This is a genomic window from Curtobacterium flaccumfaciens (assembly GCF_004361695.1).
In the GTDB taxonomy this organism is placed as follows: Bacteria; Actinomycetota; Actinomycetes; order Actinomycetales; family Microbacteriaceae; genus Curtobacterium; species Curtobacterium flaccumfaciens_B.
Genome location: NZ_SNVW01000006.1, coordinates 56922 through 74099 on the forward strand (window position 1 = coordinate 56922; position 17178 = coordinate 74099).

14 protein-coding genes are annotated in these 17178 nt (G+C 72.1%); 6 read left to right on the forward strand and 8 right to left on the reverse strand.

The features are described 5' to 3' along the window. Positions 1–77: 77 nt before the first annotated feature. Complete coding sequence (locus EDF64_RS10200) at positions 78–2549, reverse strand: phosphoketolase family protein (protein ID WP_133519884.1); 2472 nt, start codon at positions 2547–2549, stop codon at positions 78–80. A 221-nt stretch (positions 2550–2770) separates the two neighbouring features. Here EDF64_RS10200 and EDF64_RS10205 point away from each other — a divergent pair, with 221 nt between their 5' ends. Then, entirely contained in the window at positions 2771–3448 is a 678-nt protein-coding gene (locus tag EDF64_RS10205; RefSeq protein ID WP_166645665.1) for a hypothetical protein, read from the forward strand. 99 nt (positions 3449–3547) lie between these two features. On the opposite strand, the gene EDF64_RS10210 is transcribed toward EDF64_RS10205, so the two are convergent. Then, entirely contained in the window at positions 3548–4150 is a 603-nt protein-coding gene (locus EDF64_RS10210; RefSeq protein ID WP_133519885.1) for a DUF1992 domain-containing protein, read from the reverse strand. 38 nt (positions 4151–4188) lie between these two features. Next, a complete protein-coding gene (locus EDF64_RS10215) occupies positions 4189–6006 on the reverse strand; it encodes a glycoside hydrolase family 15 protein (protein WP_133519886.1) in 1818 nt (605 codons plus the stop codon). A gap of 209 nt (positions 6007–6215) precedes the next feature. Between EDF64_RS10215 and EDF64_RS10220 the strand changes: the two genes are divergently transcribed. The 3 genes from EDF64_RS10220 (at position 6216) to EDF64_RS10230 (ending at position 9137) form a co-directional block, all read left to right on the forward strand. Beyond that, on the forward strand, positions 6216–7049 hold the full coding sequence (locus EDF64_RS10220) for a DUF1206 domain-containing protein (RefSeq protein ID WP_133519887.1): 834 nt from the start codon (positions 6216–6218) through the stop codon (positions 7047–7049). Positions 7050–7112: 63 nt separating this feature from the next. Continuing rightward, positions 7113–7988: an SMP-30/gluconolactonase/LRE family protein gene (locus EDF64_RS10225; RefSeq protein ID WP_133519888.1), complete on the forward strand. Its 876-nt coding sequence runs from the start codon at positions 7113–7115 to the stop codon at positions 7986–7988. A 69-nt stretch (positions 7989–8057) separates the two neighbouring features. Beyond that, positions 8058–9137 carry an alpha/beta fold hydrolase gene (locus tag EDF64_RS10230; protein WP_133519889.1) on the forward strand — a complete coding sequence of 360 codons (1080 nt, stop codon included), beginning with the start codon at positions 8058–8060 and terminating at the stop codon, positions 9135–9137. Positions 9138–9250: 113 nt separating this feature from the next. On the opposite strand, the gene EDF64_RS10235 is transcribed toward EDF64_RS10230, so the two are convergent. The 5 genes from EDF64_RS10235 to EDF64_RS10255 form a co-directional block, all read right to left on the reverse strand. Then, positions 9251–10444 carry an NAD(P)/FAD-dependent oxidoreductase gene (locus tag EDF64_RS10235; protein WP_133519890.1) on the reverse strand — a complete coding sequence of 398 codons (1194 nt, stop codon included), beginning with the start codon at positions 10442–10444 and terminating at the stop codon, positions 9251–9253. 8 nt (positions 10445–10452) lie between these two features. Next, positions 10453–11253 carry an SDR family NAD(P)-dependent oxidoreductase gene (locus EDF64_RS10240; protein WP_133519891.1) on the reverse strand — a complete coding sequence of 267 codons (801 nt, stop codon included), beginning with the start codon at positions 11251–11253 and terminating at the stop codon, positions 10453–10455. Between the two features lie 8 nt (positions 11254–11261). Next, complete coding sequence (locus EDF64_RS10245) at positions 11262–11768, reverse strand: Dps family protein (RefSeq protein WP_133519892.1); 507 nt, start codon at positions 11766–11768, stop codon at positions 11262–11264. Positions 11769–11890: 122 nt separating this feature from the next. Continuing rightward, positions 11891–12421: a MarR family winged helix-turn-helix transcriptional regulator gene (locus EDF64_RS10250; RefSeq protein ID WP_133519893.1), complete on the reverse strand. Its 531-nt coding sequence runs from the start codon at positions 12419–12421 to the stop codon at positions 11891–11893. A 145-nt stretch (positions 12422–12566) separates the two neighbouring features. After that, complete coding sequence (locus EDF64_RS10255; protein WP_133519894.1) at positions 12567–13130, reverse strand: NADPH-dependent FMN reductase; 564 nt, start codon at positions 13128–13130, stop codon at positions 12567–12569. A gap of 114 nt (positions 13131–13244) precedes the next feature. On the opposite strand from EDF64_RS10255, the gene EDF64_RS10260 reads away from it, so the two are divergent. Together EDF64_RS10260 and EDF64_RS10265 are read left to right on the forward strand one after the other, a co-directional pair. Further along, positions 13245–14909 (forward strand): glycoside hydrolase family 13 protein, encoded by a 1665-nt coding sequence (locus EDF64_RS10260; RefSeq protein WP_133519895.1) that lies wholly within the window; start codon positions 13245–13247, stop codon positions 14907–14909. Between the two features lie 203 nt (positions 14910–15112). Beyond that, positions 15113–17110 carry a lectin-like domain-containing protein gene (locus EDF64_RS10265; RefSeq protein WP_133519896.1) on the forward strand — a complete coding sequence of 666 codons (1998 nt, stop codon included), beginning with the start codon at positions 15113–15115 and terminating at the stop codon, positions 17108–17110. The last annotated feature ends 68 nt before the right edge of the window (positions 17111–17178 follow it).

Consider the following 17178-nt stretch of genomic DNA (forward strand, 5'->3'; position numbering starts at 1 on the left):
AGCAGGACCGGCCACGCGACGAGCGTGACCGGTCCTGTGGAGGGCGATCCGCGCCTCCAGGCTGTGGAGGAGGGACCCTACCGACCGGGCGCCGCCCCCTCCGTCTCACCCAAGCCGGGGTCGCCACCGGTCCCACCGGAGGCCGGCTCGTCCTGCGGCCACCCCGCGAACTCCCACCCGCCCACCGACGGGTGGTCCTCGCCCCTGCTGTAGGCGTACTCGCGGGCGGCGTCACGGGCCTCGGACAGCTTGCCGAGCAGCTCCTCGTGGGCATCGGCGTCGACCCGGGTGAGGGCGTCGTGGGCGAGCGCGAACCGGTCCATCTCGTTGCGCATGAGCATGTCGAACGGCGACGTCGTCGTGCCCCGCTCGAGGAACCCGTGGACGTGCAGGTCGTCGTGCCCGTTCCGGCGGTAGGTGAGCTGGTGCACGAGCGACGGGTAGCCGTGGAAGGCGAACACCGCCGGGGTGCCGGGCAGGAACAGCTCGTCGTAGCGCTCGTCCCGCATCGGGTGCTCGTGCTTCCGCGGGTCACCGAGTGCGAGCAGGTCGACGACGTTCACGACGCGCACGCCCACATCCGGCGCGTGCTTCCGGATGATGTCGGCGGCCGCGACGGTCTCGACGGTCGGCACGTCGCCGGCGCAGACGAGCACGACGTCCGCACGACCGATGGCGTCCTCGGTGCCCGCCCAGCCCCAGACGCCTGCGCCGGCGTCGACGTGCGCGACGGCGTCCTCGAGCGACAGGAACACCGGCTCGGGGTGCTTGCCCGCGACGATCACCTCGATGCGGTCCGTCGTCTCCATGGCATGCGCGGCCACGGCGAGCAGCGTGTTGGCGTCCGCCGGCAGCTTGATCCGCACGAGGTCCTGCTGCTTCGACGCGACGACGTCGAGGAACCCCGGGTCCTGGTGCGAGAACCCGTTGTGGTCCTGCCGCCAGACGTGCGACGACAGCAGGATCGACAGGTTCGACACCGGTGCCCGCCAGTCGATGTCGGTCGAGGACTCGAGCCACTTGGCGTACTGGCCGACCATCGAGTCGATGATGTGGGCGAAGGCCTCGTAGGTGTTGAGGAGTCCGTGCCGTCCACTCAGCACGTAGCCCTCGAGCATGCCCTCGAGCAGGTGCTCGGAGAGGACCTCGGTCACCCGGCCCTGCGCACCGAGGTGCTCGTCACCGACGCCGCGTTGCGCGCGCCAGACCCGGGTCGTGACGTCGAACACCGCATCGAGCTTGTTCGAGATCGTCTCGTCGGGGCCGAACAGGCGGAACGTCGACGGGTTCCGCTGGATGAGCGCGGCGAGCCACGGGCCCAGGGTGCCGGTGGCGCTCGCGGTCCCGCCGACCTCCGCGGCGAACTCGGCGAGTGCGGGGCGGTCGAGCGCGGTGCGGATCCGGCCGCCGTTCGCGTGCGGCGTCGCGCTCATCCGGTGGTCGCCGCTCGGTCGGATGGTGGTGAGGATGCCGATCGGCTGGCCGTCCTCGTCGAAGAGCTCCTCCGGGCGGTAGGAGCGCATCCACTCCTCGAGCTGCCGGCGGTGTGCATCGTTCTCGCGCACCCCGGGCAGCGGGACCTGGTGGGCACGGAAGGTGCCCTCGACCTGCTGCCCGTCGACCTCCTTCGGTCCGGTCCACCCCTTCGGGGTCCGGAGCACGATCATCGGCCACCGCGGGCGCAGGTCGGATGCACCGGCCGGCTGTCCCGCGGCCGCACGCTGGGCCTGCGCACGGGCAGACGCCTGGATGTCGTCGATCGTCGCCATCGCGCGGCGGAGCGCGCCGTCGAACAGCGCGTGCACGGCGAAGGGGTCGTCGCCGACCCGGGCGGAGTCGACCACGACGGGCTCGTACCCCAGCCCGCGGAAGTACGAGGTGAGGTCCTCGTCGGGGATGCGGGCGAGGACCGTCGGGTTCGCGATCTTCCACCCGTTGAGGTTGAGGATCGGCAGCACCGCCCCGTCGTGCACCGGGTCGAGGAAGGTGTGCGCCTGCCACGAGGCAGCGAGCGGCCCCGTCTCGGCCTCGCCGTCGCCGACGACGCACGCCACGACGAGGTCGGGGTTGTCGAGCGCCGCCCCGTACGCGTGCGCGAGGGAGTATCCGAGCTCGCCGCCCTCGTTGATCGAGCCCGGGGTCTCCGGGGCCGCGTGCGACGGGATCCCACCGGGGAAGGAGAACTGCCGGAAGAACTGCTGCAGCCCGGCCGGGTCCGGCGTGATCGACGGGTAGAGCTCGCCCCACGTGCCCTCGAGCCACGCGTTCGCGTTCATCGCGGGCCCGCCGTGCCCCGGGCCGCAGATGTACAGCAGGTCGCGGTCGGTCTCGGTGATGAGCGCGTTGAGGTGCGCGTACACGAGGCTCAGCGCCGGCGAGGTGCCCCAGTGGCCGAGCAACCGGGGCTTGATGTCGTCGGGGTCGATCGGGCGCGTGAGGAGGGGGTTGTCGAGCAGGTAGATCTGCCCGACGGTGAGGTAGTTCGCGGCGCGCCACCAGGCGTCGATCGCGCGGATCCGGTCGGTGCTCGTGGTGCGTGCGGTGGACATGCCCCCACGCTACGGAGGACCGACCCGCGCCGTCCCAGGGAGCGCGCCCGAAAAACTTCTCGACGACTTCCAAACCGTTTCCGAGGGGGTGCCGAATGCAGTGCACAAGGGCAAACGCCCAGGGCGCTCTCCGGTCGGATTCGGCCGGTATTCAGCGTGCGCACAGAAGCGTCGTTCGGCCGCCAGCCGGAGTGCCCGTCACAGCAAAGGACTGAAGACCAATGCGCAAGTCACTCAAGACCTCGATCACCCTCGCCACGACCGGCGCGCTCGTGCTCGGTGGTGCAGCGTTCGGTGTCTCGGCCGCGCAGGCCGACGGCTCCGTGCACACCGTGTCGTCGAGCTCGTCGAAGATCCCCGGCCCCGTCGCCTCGGTCCCCGAGGTCCTCGGTGGCGACACCGCGGTGAAGCTCGACTCGGGCTTCACGGACGCGCTGACCGCGTTGAAGCTGACCCCGGGTGTGTCCGGCAACGCCAAGCTCGCCGATGGTTCGGTGTCGTTCCCGATCACGTCGGGTTCGGTGACGTACTGGTCGCCCGACGGCAACTACCGTCCGTACGTGCAGGGCCTGCTGAACCACGACGACTCGGGGCTGACCCTCTCCGCCGGTGACACGACGGTGACGCTGGAGAACTTCGTGGTGAACCCGGGTTCGTCGAAGCTCTACGGTGACGTCCTGGTCAACGGCAAGGTCGCCGTCGCGAACGCGTACCTGTTCTCCCTGCACGGTGGCACGCTCAAGCCGCTGCAGCTCGAGGGTGACAACGCGATCCTGACCGGCACCACGGTGCACGTCTCCGCGGACGCCGCGAAGCTGCTCAACAGCACCTTCAAGACCGACGCCGTCAAGGCCAACCTCCTCGTGGGCGTCGCGACCATCACCGCCAAGATCAAGTAACCACTCCGCCAGGGACAGGACGGCACCACGCGATCGCGTGGTGCCGTCCTTCTGCGCTGTCCGAGTCCGGTGCGCGGGGGCCTGGAGGCGCGGATCACCTCACCGACGCCGGCGCCACCACCGACGCGGCCGGTTCGCCGACTCCGCTGCGGCTTCCGCCGCCGCCCGCGCGGCCGCCGCGAAGCGCTCCTCGCGCCGGTCCCGCCAGCGCGCGACCTCGTCGTCGACCTCGCGCAACGGGGTCACGACCGGTGGGCCACCGAGCAGCTGCCGACGGGCTTCCTTCACGCGGGCGTTGAAGTCCTCGAGCACGTCACGGACGTCGGTCTCCACCGTCAGGGCGTCGAGGGCGTCGTCGAGTTCGGCGTCCTCCGTCCGGAGGGCGAGGGCCGGCGGGGCGATGCCGCGGATGTCCTCGCGCTCGATCTTCGACTTGATCCACCAGTCCGGGTCGTGCTGGCCGTCGTTCCCCGGCAGGGGCTTGCCATGGTACGGGTTCCCCTCGAACACCCCGCGCCGTTCGGCTTCCTCGATCTGCGCCCGCGCGTGCGCCGCGACGTCGGCGGCCTTCAGCAGCCGACGTTCCTCGCGGACCTCGTCCGGGTCGAGGGAGCCGCGTTCGATCTCGCTCTCCACGAGCTGCTGGTACCGGTAGCGGGCGGCCCTCCGGAGCCGGTCCATCCGTGCGTCGACGTCGTTCATCGTCAGACCATGATGCGCCCGACGTCCGACGTCGTCGCTCAGGACTCCTCGGCGACCTCCTCGATCGTCAGCGCGGCCTGGATGAGCGCCAGGTGCGACAGCCCCTGCGGCAGGTTGCCCATGAACGAGCCGTCCTCGCTGATCATCTCGCTGAACAGGCCGACGTCGTTCCCCTGCGCGACCGCGTCGTCCATCAGGGTGCGGGCGTCGTCCACCCGACCGACGCACGCCATGGCGGCGGCGAGCCAGAACGAGCACGCGACGAACGGCGACTCCTCGTCCTCGATGCCCGAGTAGCGGTACACGAGCGGGCCGCGCTGCAGCTGCTCCTCGACCGCCCGGATGGTGGACTGCATCCGGGGGCCCCGGTCGAACGCGCTCATCGCGTGCAGGAGGATCGACGTGTCCAGCGCGTCGGACCCCGGGTACATCACGTAGTGCCCGCGCTCCTCGTCCCAGCCGTTCTCGGCCACCCACTGCTCGATGAGCTCGCGGTTCTCGACCCACTTGTCGCGGGGTCCGTCGATCATGCCGGCGTCGTGCAGCTCGACCGCAGCGTCGAGCGCCTGCCAGCAGCCGATCTTGCTCGACACGTAGTGCTGCGTGTCCTCGAGCTCCCACATGCCCGAGTCCGCTTCCTCCCACCGGTGGCAGGCGTCGTCGGCGAGCTCCTGCAGCACGGCGGCGGTCTTCCGGTCGAGGACGTTGCCGGCGCGGACGTACTGCCGCAGGATCTCGAACACGTCGCCCCAGACGCCGAGCTGCAGCTGGTCGCCGGCGCGGTTCCCGATCGTCACCGGGCCGATGCCGTTCCAGCCCGGGACGTCCCGTTCCTCGACGCCGTCGCTCTTGGAGCCGTCCAGCTCGTAGAAGATCGGCATGTCCTCGTCGTGCTCGGCGATGGTGCGCATCACCCAGGACACCGCGGCGTGTGTCTCCTCGCGCAGCCCGAACCGGGCGAGCGCGTGCACCGTGTACGACAGGTCGCGCACCCAGGCGAACCGGTAGTCCCAGTTCTTGCCGCCCGTCCGGTCCTCGGGCAGGCTCGTCGTCGGCGCCGCCGCGATCGCCCCGGTGGGCGAGTAGATGAGCAGCTTCAGGGCGAGCGCGCTCCGCTGCACGGCGTCCGACCAGGGGCCGTCGTACGAGAACTCCTCGGACCAGGTGGCCCAGTTCGCGATCGTGCGATCAATCGCGGCGAGTGCGCTCTCCGGCCGCGGCATGAAGATCGGTTCGTCGTGGGTCCCGACGATCGTCAGGATGTGCTTCGAGCCCTCGGTGGTGCGGTACCGCCCGGAGAACCTCGGGCCGTCGTCGTGCACCGGCTCGAACCCCTGCTCGACGATCGCGATCGTGATGCCGTCGATGCCGATCACCGCGCCGTTCGCGGTGTCGAGGCGCTTCGGTTCGGCGGTCTGCAGCAGGGTGCCGGGGATCACCGCCCACTCCATCTCGACGGTGCCCCGGACGCCCTGGACGCACCGGGCGACCTCGGCCCACGGCAGGCGGCCGGCGACGCCGGTGACCATCGCGTCCGTCACGGTGGCTGCACCGTCGGGTGTCGTCCAGGTCGTGACGAGCACGTTCGTCCCGGGCATGTAGGTGCGGGATGCCTCGGCCCGCGGGTCGACCGGCCGGAGTGCGACGTGGCCGCCGTGCTCGGCGTCGACGATGCTCGCGAACACCGGCGGCGAGTCCATCGACGGGATCGGCAGCCAGTCGATCCGGCCGTCCAGCGCGATGAGGGCGACCGTGCGCCCGTCCCCGATCGCGCCGTAGGAGCGGAGCGGGACGTAGCCGTCGGTGCGCTGCTCGTTCTCGGTCGCGTCGGGGGTGTCTCGGGTCCGTTCGGTCATGCACCCAGCCTGCCCCGGCAACGGGCGCGACCATCAGGCGGACGTACCCCTCGTGGACGACGGACGCCGCGCCTCCCGTCTGTGGAGAACCAGCGACACGCCGGACTGGAGGCGCGTGGCGGGCCCGCGCCGCGCCTCCCGTCCGACAGGCGGCCGGGACCACGGCCCCCTGCCGGACACAGCGCGCTCCGTCGGGCACGCTCGATGGGGTGAGTGAGCAGGCGGAACAGGCGGCCCGGAAGACCGGACGCGAAGCGAAGCGAGTGGCCGACAGCCGGTGGTTCGAGCTGACCGCTCGCGGCGGGTTCGTCGGGAGTGGTGTCGTCCACCTGCTCATCGGGTACCTGGCGATCCTGCTCGGTGTCGGCAACGCGTCGTCGAGCGGGGAGACGGACCAGTCCGGAGCGCTGCAGCAGATCGCGGAGGTCCCCGGCGGTGTCGTGCTGCTCTGGCTCGTCGCGATCGGCACCGCGGCGCTGACCATCCGACTCGTCGTCGAAGCCGTCGTCGGTGGGCGGACCGACAGCGCCCGGGCCTGGGGCAACCGGTTGAAGAACATCGGCAAGGCCGTGGTCTACGGGGTGATCGCGTACTCGGCCGCGTCGTACGCCCTCGGCGCCGGCAAGAGCTCGAGCGGGTCGAGCCGGAGTGCGGCGGCGAAGGCGCTCGCGACCCCGGGCGGGGTGTTCCTCCTGCTGCTGGTCGCCGCCGTCGCGATCGCGATCGGGATCGGCCTCGTGGTGATCGGCTGCCGGCGCTCGTTCTGGAAGCAGCTCGTGCGCCCGCCGCAGCAGGTCGAGCGGGTCGTCACCGTGCTCGGGGTCGTCGGCTACGTGCTCAAGGGGATCGCCGTGGTGATCGTCGGCGTGCTCATCGCGGTCGCCGGCTTCCGGAGCGACCCCGACCAGGCGACCGGTCTCGACGGGGCGTTCGACGCGCTGCGGAGCATGCCGGGCGGGGTGTTCGTCCTCGTGGCGATCGGCATCGGGTTCCTGGCCTTCGGCGTCTACAGCTTCTTCCGCGCGCGGTACGCCCGCCTCTGAGGCCGCCCCGATGCCGCGCACGCGCCTGAGCGGGTGCGGAGCCGGGGCCGGTAGACCGGTGCGATGAGCACCAGCGCGACGACCGGACCCGTGACCGTGTTCTCCGACGCCGGAGCCGTCCTCGTCGAGAGCATCGTGTGGGACCCCGCGGCCGACCGGCTCCGGTGGACGGACATCACCCTCGGCACCCTGAACACCTCGGACGCGCACGGCACGGTCGTGTCCAGCGTGCCCCTGCCCCCACCGCTCGCGAGCTTCCAGCCCCGTGCCGGCGGTGGCTTCGTCGCCGCACTCGGCGACACGGTCGTCGTCACCGACCCGGACGGCGTCGTCGAGCGCGAGATCGCCCGGGTTGAGCACGCGACGGCCGGCATGCGGTTCAACGAGGGCAAGTGCGACCCGTTCGGCCGCTTCCTGGTGGGCAGCATGAACCTGACCACCGGCGATCCCGACGGGGCGCTGTACTCGGTCGAGGCGGACGGCACCACGCGGCTGCTCCGCGGCGGGTTCGGCGTCACGAACGGCATCGAGTGGTCGGACGACGGCACTGTGATGTACGTCACGGACACGAGCGCGTCGACGATCTACCGCGCGTCGTACGGTCCGGACGGGGAGCTCGGCGAACTCGAGCCGTTCATCGTCGGGGCGGCGCACGACGGCCTGGTGCGCGACGACGAGGGCTGCTTCTGGAGCGCGGTCTACGGCGGTGGGCGCGTCGAACGGTACGGCCCGGACGGGTCGCACCTCGAGACGGTGCAACTGCCCACGCCGAACGTGACCTCGGTGGCGTTCGGGGGCCCGGACACGTCGACGTTGTTCATCGGGACGGCGCGCGAGAACCTGACCGAGGAGCAGCTCGAGCAGTCGCCGCACTCGGGTGCGGTGCTGGCCGTCCCGACGCGGGTGCACGGGTTCCCCGCGAACACCTTCAGCGGCTGACGGGGCGGGACGGGCACGGCGACGGGGTCCGCGGGTATCCTGGGCGACCGTCCGACCCGAGGAGTCCACGTGAACGACGAGCACACGGCAGCCACCCCGGACCCGGCGAGCGGCCTCGCAGCGGCGGAGAACGCCGACGTCACGGTCGAGGTCGACCGGGTCGCCGTCGACGGCACCTACGTCCGGGTGAGCTCCATCGGTGAACCCGGCGAGCGGGCGTTCCTGCTGGTCGCGGGCCTCGGGATCGCCGCCACGTACTACGAGCGGCTCGCCCCGCACCTCAACGAGAACGGCCCGGTGCACGCCCTCGACCTGCCCGGGTTCGCCGGGGTCCCGCGCTTCCGGGGCACGGTGTCGATCGAGCGCTACGCGGACGCCGTCGAGAAGGTCATCGCCGACCTCGGGCTCGTCGACCCGGTGCTGGTCGGCCACTCGATGGGCACCCAGGTGGTCACCGAGGTCGCCGCCCGCCGCCCGGACATCTCCGACCTCGTGCTCATCAGCCCGGTCGTCGACTCGACGGCGCGCACCGTCCGGCAGTCGGCGTTCCGGTTCCTCCGGTCGACCCTGCACGAACCGGCAGCGGTGCGTTGGCACGGCATCACGGCCTACGCGCTGTGCGGCTGGCACTGGTTCTCGAAGGTGCTCCCGAAGATGATCGCGTTCCCGATCGAGGAGCGCGCGGCACACGTGCAGGCGCGCACGCTGATCGTGCGGGGCGAGTACGACGCGATGGTGCCCCGTGACTGGGTGCGACGGCTGGCGCGGGTGTTCCCGTACGCGGTCCTCCGCGAGGTCGTCGACGGGGCGCACTCGGTCATGCACGCCCAGGCGGACGCCGTGGCTCGCCTGGCGGTCGCCCACGTCGCGGGTGCGCTGCCGGACCGCGGGGTCTCGTCACTGCAGCGGGTCCGTGACGACTCGACCGCGTCGGACCTGGCACGCCTCGGTCCGAAGGACGCCTGGCTGCTCGTGAAGTCGCGGTTCGTCGAGCTGTTCGGCATGGCGCGGAACGACGACGAGACGCTCGAGGCGGCCAAGTCCGCCCACGCGGTCGCGATGGCGGACGGCGACGACCTGCCGGTCGACCCGGCGGACCGCCGGGAGATCGTGGACGAGGTCGCACCGGAGGCCCGCAAGGCCGGCTGAGTGGACGCCCTGGACGCAACGCACTGGAGGCCCGGTGCCGGTTCTCGGAACCGGCACCGGGCCTCCAGGCAGTCGCGTCCAGGGCCGCGGACGCGGCGGCGACCGTCGCGTCGTCAGGCCGTGATGCGGCCCCGCAACATGTCGACCGTCAGGGCGTTCGCCTCCGCGAGGACCTTGCGGGCATCGTCGGTCTTGTCCCACACGTTCCAGAGCAGGACCCCGCGGACCGTGTCGTCGTCGTCCAGGTAGTAGACGACGCCGGTGACGTTGGGCTCCTGCCAGTCCTCGACCGTGCGGAGCTTCGTGGTGACCTGTCCGACCGCCTCGTAGCCCATGTCGAAGACGTCCGAGTAGAACATCGGCGTGTGGTCGTACGTCTCGTCGGCGTCCGCGAGGTTGCGGCCGGCCTGCCGACCCTGCTGCTGCGCGTTGTCGACGTGCTCGACGCGTCGCGTGCCGAGGATCCGGTCCGGGTACTCCGCGACGTCGCCGGCTGCGAAGACCGAGTCGTCGTCGGTGAGCAGCGTCGAGCTGACGACGATGCCGTCGCGGACGGTCAGTCCGGCGTCGGCGGCGAGCTGCGTGGCCGGTTCGATGCCGAGCCCGACGACGACGGCGTCGGCCTCGACGGTGGACCCGTCGTCCAGCATCAGCGTCACGCCGTCACCGGTCTGGGTCCCCGACTCCACCCGACGCCCCGTCCGGAGCTCGACCCCGTGGTCGACGAACCGCTGCTGGAACGCCCGCGCGAGGCCGTCCGGGAACATCCGGCCACCGACGACCCGGTCGGGGTCGACCAGCGTGACGCGTGCGCCGTTCTGGACGATGCCCGCCGCGATCTCGGTGCCGATGTAGCTCCCGCCGACGACGGCCACGTGCGCACCGGAATCGGCGAGCTCGCGCAGTCGGCGGTAGTCCGTCGCGCTGCGGTAGTCGAGCACGCGCGGGGACGGGTCGAGACCCGGCAGGGCGCGGGGCTTGCCGCCCGTGGCGAGGAGCAGCCGGTCGTAGCCGTGCGTCGCGCCGTCGCTCGTGGTGACGGTCTTCGCTGCGCGGTCGATCGCTGTCACCGCGGTGCCGAGGACGAACGTCGCCCCGGTCTCCTCGGTGTGCAGGTCGACCTTCTCGTCCCAGCTGAAGTCCGGGTCGGTCCAGAGCTTCTTCGACAGGGCCGGTCGGGCGTACGGCGGGTCGACGTCCTCGCTGATGATGCCGATCGAGCCGTCCGCGTCGAGTTCGCGGACGCCGCGCGCGGCTGCGTCGGCGACCATCCCGCCGCCGACGATGAGGTACCGGAAGTCGGTCATGGATCCCCCTAGATCGTGGCGACGGAGCCGGAGTCGACGCGGTAGTTCGACCCGTTGACGAAGCTCGCCAGGTCGGAGCAGAGGAACGCGACGACGTTCGCGACCTCTTCCGGCTCACCCCGGCGGTGCAGCTCCATGTACGGACGCTCCTCGTCGAGGAAGGACTCGATCGCCTGGTCGAACGTCTGGTTCGTCTCCTTCGCGCGCTTATCCATCATCGCGTCGGTCATCGGCGTGTGGATGAACGCGGGGCTCACGGTGTTGACCAGCAGCCCCTCGGACGCGTACGAGCGGGACAGCCCCTTCGCGAACGACAGCACCCCGGCCTTGGCGGCGCAGTAGGGCAGCTCGTCGTCGTAGGGCTGCGAGGCGTCCTCGGAGACGAGGTACACGATGCGACCCCAGCCGCCGTTCCGCAGGTCGGCGATGAACTCGCGCGTGATGCGGACCGGCCCCATCAGGTCGATGTCGATCGTCTCCTTCCAGCCGTCCTCGTCGATCTCGTGGAACAGCCCCTGGGCACCGGTGACGCCCGAGGACTGCACCAGGATGTCGATCTCGCCGACCGCGTCGCGGACCTTCGTGTGCAGGTCCGCCAGGCTCTCGGCGCTCCGGACGTCGGCCGCGAAGGCGTGCAGCCTGCCGGGCGCTGCGTCGAGCTGGTCCGCGCTGTTGTCGAGGCGCGCCTGGTCGAGGTCGGTCACGACCACCGTCGCACCCTCGGCGAGGAGGATGCGGGCGGTGTTCCAGCCGATGCCGGAGTCACCGCCGAAGACGAGCGCGGTCTTGCCCTGGATCCCGAGGTCCATGCGGCCGCCTACGCGTGTGCCGAGGCGTCCGCGACGGCCGGCGTGGTGGCCGAGGCGAGCGGCGTGCTGGGGGCGCGGTTCTCGGCCGAGACCATCCACGCGAGCTGCTCGAGGCGCTCGATGAAGCCGTGGAGCAGGTCCGCGGTCGTCGGGTCCTCGTCGTCGACCTCGTCGTGGACGTTGCGCATCGTGCCGGTCGCCTGGTAGAGGCGGAGCGTCACGAGGTCGATCGCGTCGTGCGTGGTGACCTCGCCCTCCGGGAACTGGTCGAGGTGGCTCGACGCAGCGACCGTGCTCGAGCGGCCGTCCGGCACGGCGTAGAGCGCACGCATGCGCTCCGCGGTGTCGTCGGCGAACTCACGTGCGGCGTCGACGATCTCGTCGAGCTGGAGGTGGAGGTCCCGGAAGTTCGTCCCGAGGATGTTCCAGTGGGCCTGCTTGCCCTGGAGGTGGAGGTCGATGAGGTCCACGAGGACCGCCTGGAGGTTCTTGGCGAGCTTGTCCGATGCGTGCATGATCGGCTCCTTCCGCATTGGTGACCAGTACCAGTCCGGTCTACGCGGTGCGGCAGGACGTCCGCTCAGCGGGCCGTCCCCCGCGGGGGTGCCCGGCGCTGCTCAGTGCCGCTCGGTGCTGCTCAGTGTGCGGGGGTGGGCGCGGGTGTGGGCGCGGGGTCGACCTGGTCGACCGCGGTGCGCATCTGCTCGAGGAACACCGCGACGACCCGTGCGTCGGCGGGGGAGAGCCCCTCGGCGATCGACATCATCCGTCGGTGCATGACGCCGAGGGTGGCGCGGACCTCGTCGTCGGTCTCGGTCGTCGGCGCGATGACGAGCGCGCGGCGGTCGGTGGGGTGCGGGTCGCGGCGGACGTGGTTCGACTTCACGAGTCGGTCGATCAGGATCGTCGTCGAGGCCGACGAGATCTTGAGGTACGCGGCGAGGTCCTTCGGGCTGACCGCCCGGCCGGTTCGCTGCGCCTGCAGCAGGTAGCGGACGGCGAGCAGGTCGGTCTCGCCCATGCCCATCGAGTCGCGGGTGCGTCGACGCATGGCGGTCTCGGCGGCGCGGTACCGGCGCAGGGCGTTCAGCACGGAGACGCCGCGCTGGGTCGCGTCGTCATCGGGGAACCAGTACCCGGACGCTTCCGCGATCTCCTGCGTGGACATGCGCTCAGCGTAACCCGGCTCCCCGTCAGGCCGTCGAGGAAGACCGGAGCGCCCGTTCGCTGCGTTCCCACCCGACGGACTGGAGGCACGGTGCGGGCCCGCACCGTGCCTCCAGTCCGTCAGCTGCTCACGTGACGCGACGCGCCTACGCGGCGACCTGCTCGTCGGAGGCGGCGGCCTCGGCGAGCGCCGTCAGCGCGCCCTGGACGAGCTGCGTGACCTCGGCGTCCTCGCGCGGGTGGGTCTCCGCGAAGCGGACGACCGACTGCGGGATGGCGACCTTGACGTCCTCGAGGACCTTCGCACCCGCGATGCCGGCGGCCTTGCGGGCGTCGTCGTGTGCCCAGACGCCGCCGTACTGGCCGAACGCCGAGCCGATGACGGCGAGCGGCTTGCCCGAGATCGGGGACGCGCCGAACGGACGCGACGCCCAGTCGAGCGCGTTCTTCAGGACAGCCGGGATCGTGCCGTTGTACTCCGGGGTGATGAGGAGCACCGCGTCGGCGGCGTCGATCGCCGCACGGAACGCGACGGCCGAGGCCGGCGGGGTCTCGCCGTCGATGTCCTCGTTGTAGAAGGGCAGGTCGACGATGCCGTCGAACGTGGTGAGCTCGATGCCCTCCGGGGCGTGGTGCTCGGCCGCCTCGGCGAGCTTGCGGTTGATCGACTCGGCGCGGAGGCTGCCGACGAGGGTGAGGACGTTCGTCATGGGGATCCTTCTGTTCTGTGACGGAAAGGTGTCAGCGACAACCAATGCGATCGACCCCGAGGCTATTCCCGGGCGTCCGTCCCGGATCCAGCGAGCCGTGGGTAGGTTGACGACGTGAGTCCGCTCCGCACGCCAGCCAGCACGCCCCGCACCACCGATCCGGACTGGTGGCGCAACGCCGTCGTCTACCAGGTGTACCCACGCAGCTTCGCCGACACGAACGGCGACGGACTCGGCGACGTCGCCGGGATCACGAGCCGCGTGCCGTACCTGTCGTCGCTCGGCGTCGACGCGATCTGGCTGTCGCCGTTCTTCCCCTCGCCCCTGGCCGACGGGGGCTACGACGTCGACGACTACCGCGACGTCGACCCGAAGCTGGGGACCCTCGACGAGCTCGACGTGCTGGTGCGGACGGCGCACGAGCACGACATCCGCGTGATCGTCGACATCGTGCCGAACCACACCTCCGACCAGCACGAGTGGTTCCGGGCTGCGCTGGCCTCGCCGCCCGGGTCGCCGGAGCGGGCGCGGTACGTCTTCCGCGACGGTGCCGGCCCGGACGGTGCCCTGCCGCCGAGCGACTGGGTCTCGAACTTCGGCGGGAGCGCCTGGACGCGCGTCGCGGACGGCGCGAGCGGACAGTGGTACCTGCACCTGTTCGCACCCGAGCAGCCCGACCTCGACTGGGAGAACCCGGAGGTCCGCGCGGACTTCGAGCGGACCCTGCGCTTCTGGTCCGACCGCGGCGTCGACGGGTTCCGCGTGGACGTCGCGCACGGGCTCGCGAAGGACCTGTCCACGCCGTACCGCCCCTCCGACGAGAAGGCGCTGCCGCTCGACGGCTCCGACCCGCTGTACGACCGCGACGAGGTGCACGAGATCTTCGCGACGTGGCGGGGCGTGCTCGACGAGTACGACCCGCCCCGTGCGGCCGTCGCCGAGGCGTGGGCTCCCGCACCGCGCCGGGTCCTCTACGCGCGGCCCACGGAGCTCGGCCAGGCGTTCAACTTCGACCTGCTCGAGGCACCCTTCGACGCCGCAGCGTTCCGCGGCATCATCCAGCGGAACCTGGCGATGTCCGAGCAGTCCGGGGCGTCGAGCACGTGGGTGCTGTCCAACCACGACGTGGTGCGGCACGCCACCCGGTACGGCCTGCCGACCGGCGCGGACACCGACGCCTGGCTGATGACCGACGGCACCGTGCCCGCACTCGACGCGGAGCGCGGGCTCCGGCGGGCGCGGGCGGCGACCCTGCTCGTGCTCGCCCTGCCGGGGTCGTCGTACGTGTACCAGGGTGAGGAGCTCGGACTGCAGGAGGCCGCGGCCATCCCGCACGACCAACTGCAGGACCCGAAGTGGATCCGCACCGGACACACCGTCAAGGGGCGCGACGGCTGCCGGGTGCCGATCCCGTGGACGACCTCGGGGCCGTCCTTCGGGTTCGGTTCGGTGGCCCCGCACCTGCCGCAGCCGGCGGACTTCGGGGCGTCGTCGGTCGAGGCGGAGGACGGTGACCCCGCGTCGACACTGACGTTCTACCGGGCGGCGATCGCGGCGCGGCGGCGGCTGCAGCGGGGCGAGTCGCTCAGCTGGATCGACACGGACGGCGCTTCCGGGGCGCGGTCCCGCGTGGTCGCGTTCGCCCGGCACGACGGCTGGCGCTCGGTCACGAACTTCGGCGTCGAACCGGTCCCGATGCCGGCGGGCACGGTCGTCGTCGCGTCCGGGCCGCTCGGGGACGGTGTCCTGCCGGGGGAGACGACGGTCTGGGTGGCCTGAGGCCGCCTGGGTGCGCGAGCGCGAGCGCGTGCGCGTGCGCGTGCGCGTGTGCGTGCGGCCCGCGGGTGCGCGGACGTGTGCGCGCGCCGTGTCGGCCGTCGGTTCGTGCGCTGGTTCCTCCACAGCCTGGAGGCGCGGGCGAGCGTTCCACAGATCGGCCCGCGTCCGCCTGACGGGCACCCCTCGATCGCGACGATCGGGGCATGAGAGAACCCAACACCCCAGCGACGGGCCGCCCGCCCGCCCGGTCCCGCACGGTGCGTCGGACGGCGGCGGTCGCCAGCGTCCTCACCGCCCTCGGCGTCCTCGCCGGGCCGGCGCTCGTCCCCGCCCCGTCCACCGCCGCCGAACTCGGCTTCCCCTACGTCAACCAGTTCGACTCGGCGGCCGGCGGCTCGCTGAGCGGTGACGCGATGGTGGCCGACGGGCGTCTGCGCCTGACCGACCAGGTCCAGGACCAGGCCGGCTCGTGGTCGACCGACGACACGTTCCCGTCCGACCGTGGGCTCGAGATCGAGTTCCGGTACGCGATGCACAACGACATCGGCAACCCGGGCGCGGACGGGCTGCTGCTGTCGCTCTCCGACGGTGCGGCAGAGCAGGGCGTCGGCGCGTACGGCGCAGCGCTCGGCTACGCGTGCCGGTCCAGCACGAGCCAGGGCGGTGGCGTGCCGTGCGACCTCCCCGGCATGCCCGGCGGGTTCGCCGGCATCGCCCTCGACCACTACGGCAACTTCTCCCTGCCGCTCAACCAGTCCGGCCCCGGAGCCCGGGCGCAGTCCGTGGTCGTGCGCGGCGCGGGCGACGGTGTCACCGGCTACCGGTACGTCGAGGGCGCACAGGCTCCCGGCGGCCCCACCACCGACGGGCCACGGACCCGCACGGTGCGCGTGACGCTGCAGCCGGGGGACGCCGGCGAGCTGTTCGTCACCGTGCGACTCGACGCCGGGGACGGCCTCCGACCGGTCCTCGAGCGCGTCCCGCTCCACGGTGCCGGCCAGGGTCCGCTGCCGGACACGCTCCGGCTCGGGTTCGCAGCGGCCACCGGTTCGTACGTCAACGTGCACGAGGTCGACGCGCTCCGCGTCTGGCAGCCGGCCGACCTCGCGGTCACGCACGACCTGCCGCCCACCGTCGCCGCCGGCAGCTCGGTCGAGTACGCGGTCACGGCCACGAACGTCGGGGTGAACCCGTCCGCTCCGAGCGCTCTCGACGTCGCCGTGCCGGACGCCCTGCAGGACGTCCGCTGGACCTGCGCGCCGACCGCCGGGGACGGCACCGCGTGCGGGACACCGTCGGGCACGGGCGACGTCGACGTGCCGGTCGACCTGCCACGCGGCGGTGCGGCGACGGTGACGATCACTGGAACGCTCCCCGACGACGCGTCCGGCACGCTCGACAGCACCGCCCGGATCGACCCGGCACCGTCGATGGCCGACGTCAACGAGGCGGACAACGTCTCGACCGCCAGCGCCGTGGTCGAGGACGACCCCGACCCCGGGCCCTCGGCGCACGTCGAGACCGACAAGTCCGTCACGCCGTCGACCGGCGTCGCACCCGGTGACCAGGTCGAGTACCTCGTCACCGCACGGAACCGCGGGCCCGAGGTCGCGCAGGACGTCGGCGCGGTCGACGAACTCCCCACGGCGATGCGGTTCGTGGGATCGGACGACGGGTGCTCCGCCGCGGGGCAGGTCGTGACGTGCTCGTCGGGGACGGCGCTCGCCGCCGGGGAGTCGACCGCGTTCCGGATCCGGGCGGTGCTCGACCCGGAGTACGTCGGTGACGGATCGGACGTCGTGAACATCGCCACCGCGACCTCGCCGACCGACCCCGACGGCGGTGATCCCTCGCCGGCCGTGGTGATCGAGGTCGTGGTGCCGGACGACGGCGGCCCGGACGACGGCGGGCCCGGTGACGGCGGGCCGGGTGACGGTCGGCCCGGCGACGAGGGCCCCGGAGGCGGCGGCCCGGGTGACGGTGGTGCCGGCGATGGCGGTCCCGGCGACCGCGGCGACGGCGCGGGCAGCCCCGGGCCCGGTCGGACGGGTGCGCTGGCGTACACCGGCGCGGAGGACCTCGGACTCCTCGCGGCCGTCGGCGGGATCGCTGTCGCTGCGGGTGGTGCCTGCTGGTGGCTGGCACGGCGGCGGGCCCGAGCCCGCTCCGCTGGACGACAGGCGCTGACCGACAGCGACTGACGCGGGGCTCGGTCCGCCGCGCACGGTGGGACGGCGTTGCAGTCGCCGTCCCACCGCACGGTGCCGGT